General features: G+C 68.7%; 2 protein-coding genes and 1 pseudogene. All 3 read right to left on the bottom strand.

Translation table 11 applies throughout. From position 1 onward, the window contains the following. Positions 1-1,423: pseudogene (locus DBR34_RS12200) on the bottom strand (phospholipase D family protein); the annotation flags it as partial. Then, positions 1,420-2,010, bottom strand: coding sequence for a YceI family protein (locus DBR34_RS12195; RefSeq protein WP_128096989.1), 591 nt, complete (start codon positions 2,008-2,010; stop codon positions 1,420-1,422). The pseudogene DBR34_RS12200 and the gene DBR34_RS12195, both read right to left, overlap by 4 nt. Before the next feature lie 3 nt (positions 2,011-2,013). Continuing rightward, on the bottom strand, positions 2,014-2,361 hold a 348-nt coding region (locus tag DBR34_RS12190; protein WP_128096988.1), incomplete at its 5' end, for a histidine phosphatase family protein.

Genomic DNA, 2,361 nt, shown 5'->3' with positions numbered 1-2,361 from the left:
CGACCGCCTCGGGCCCGGTGCGCCGGCGGTCGCCGTTGCCGGCACTGCCGCGCGCATTGCTGCCGGCCGCGCTGCCACCGATCAGGCTGCTGCGCTTGCCGTCCGACGGCGGCGCCTCGCCCAGTGGGGCCGGCAGCAGGTTGCGGTAGTCGACCGGGGCATCGAGCGGGAACGGCTTGTACTCGTAGATGTTGAAGCCCAGTTCGCGCAGGTTGCGCCGCTTGTACTTGTAGGACAGCGCGTAGACGATCGGGTTGTCGGTGGCGGCCAGGCTGTTGGACGACACCACGATGCGCGGCGGCTGCGCGCGCTTGCGCAGGTCGGAGAACAGCTTGCGGGCGGGCTTGGACAGCACCAGGTACGGCGTCTGCAGCAGCACTTCGGTCTGCGCGCTGGAAATCAGCGCGTCCAGCTGCGGCTCGGTGACGTGCTGGCCGTTGGCCGGTTGGCTGGGCCGTTCGCGGCGGTGCTTGCGCGGCAGGTCGGCCACGTAGCGCACCGACGCCACCGGCAGCGCGGTGTCGACAAACGCACGGGTGACGTAGGCGGGGTCGTTGGCTTCATCGCTGACCCGCGCGATCCGCTGCGGGTGGCGGAACTCGGCCGGCGGCATCGGCGGTGCGCCGTGCTTGAGCAGCAGGCCGCCGACGTCGTTGAGGCGTTCGGCCGGCACGCTGCGCGGCGCGCGCCAGAACGCATCGAAGTTGGCTGCCATTTCGCGCACTTCCGGGCCCGCCACCAGGACGTCGCGGTCGCGGAAGTTGTATTCGCTGTCCCAGTCGTAATAGTCGTCCTGGTAGTTGCGGCCGCCGACCACGCCAAGTGCGTCGTCGATCACCAGCAGCTTGTTGTGCATGCGCTGGTTGAAGCGACGGAAGCAGCACAGCACGCTGCCGGCGTAATCGAAGTAGTTCAACCGCGCCTTGCCGAAGGTCGGGTTGTACACCCGCAGCTCGAAGTTCTGGTGGCTGCTGGCCAGTGCCCCCAGGATCTCCAGGTCGGAGATCGCCGAGAGCTGGTCGATCAGCACCCGGACCTTGACCCCGCGCCGGGCCGCGCCCAGCAGTTCGTCCAGCACCAGCCGGGCGCTGTCGTCCTTGTCGAAGATGTAGGTCTGCAGGTCGATGCTGCGGGTGGCGCTGCGGATCAGGTTCAGCCGTGCCACCAGCGACACCTCGCCCTCATCGATGATGGTGGCGTAGTGCTGCGGGGCGGCCTCGGTGGAGGCAGCGAACGCCTTGCCGCCCAGTCCGCGCAGCGGCGAATCGAGCGCGCAGCGGTCCGCCTGGCTGCACTCGACCACGGTTGAACGCGCCTGCACGGCAATGCCGGCCGCGCGGTCACGCTCGGCGTTGGACAGCGAGGCACAGCCGCTGACCAGCAACAGCAATGCCAGCAGCCCGATCTTCAACAATGGGTTCACGGTTTCGGCGCCTCGCTCAGACGCGCTCGCAATACGAAGGTCACTCGATCACTCAAGGCAAGCTGCCAGCTGTCCATTCCATACCGGCCTCGCTGCACATTGCCGCGGCTGACCACGTCGCAATCATACCCGGCCCGGGGGCACTCCGCCGGCTCCACCCGCAGGGTCTCCGGGTGGCTCACCCCGCGCAGGATCAACCGGCCCTCCACCCCGCCGCCCTTGTCCACGACCTCGGGCCAGTAAGGCACCGAGTCGAACTCGACCACCGGGTAGCGCGCCGAATCGAAGAACTCTTCGCCGCGCATCCAGCCGGTGTAGCGGGTCTTGCCGGGTATTTCCACGTAGCGGGTGAACATCCGCAGGTGCACCTGGTGGCGTCCGTCGGACAGCACCTCGATACGTCCCTCGAAGCGCGGGAACACCCCTTCGATGCGCTGCCCCAGCCGGGTGCGGATCTCGAAACCAAAGCGCGAGCGCGCGGTATCGAATTCCAGCACCTGGCGCGGGGCAGGCGCCGGCGGTTCAGCGCAGGCCGCTTCGGCTGCCAGTGCCAGCAGGCAGCCCAACAACGCGCGCACTACCGCCATGGGCTACGGCCACCAGAAGGCGGTCAGGGTGGCCACGCCGGGCTCGATGCTGGCCTTGCCGTCCACCGACAGCACCGCGATGCCGCCCGGCGGCATGCCGCGGTAATCGCTGCTGGTGCCCTCACTGAGCAGGGCCACCAGCTGTTCCAGGCCGGGGTTGTGCCCGACCACCAGCAGCCGGTCGACATCGCCACGGGCCTCGATCAGGCCCATCAGGGTGCCCGGGGTGGCGTCGTAGACGGCATCTTCCAGGCGCTTTTCGACAAAGCCGGTGATGCCCAGCACGGCCTCCAGGGTTTCGCGGGTGCGCCGCGCCGGCGAGCACAGCACGCAATCGGGCAGCAGGTTGTT

The sequence above is a fragment of the Stenotrophomonas sp. HMWF003 genome (assembly GCF_003061285.1).
In the GTDB taxonomy this organism is placed as follows: domain Bacteria; phylum Pseudomonadota; class Gammaproteobacteria; order Xanthomonadales; family Xanthomonadaceae; genus Stenotrophomonas; species Stenotrophomonas maltophilia_AP.
This window is presented reverse-complemented; position numbering and strand designations above follow the sequence as displayed.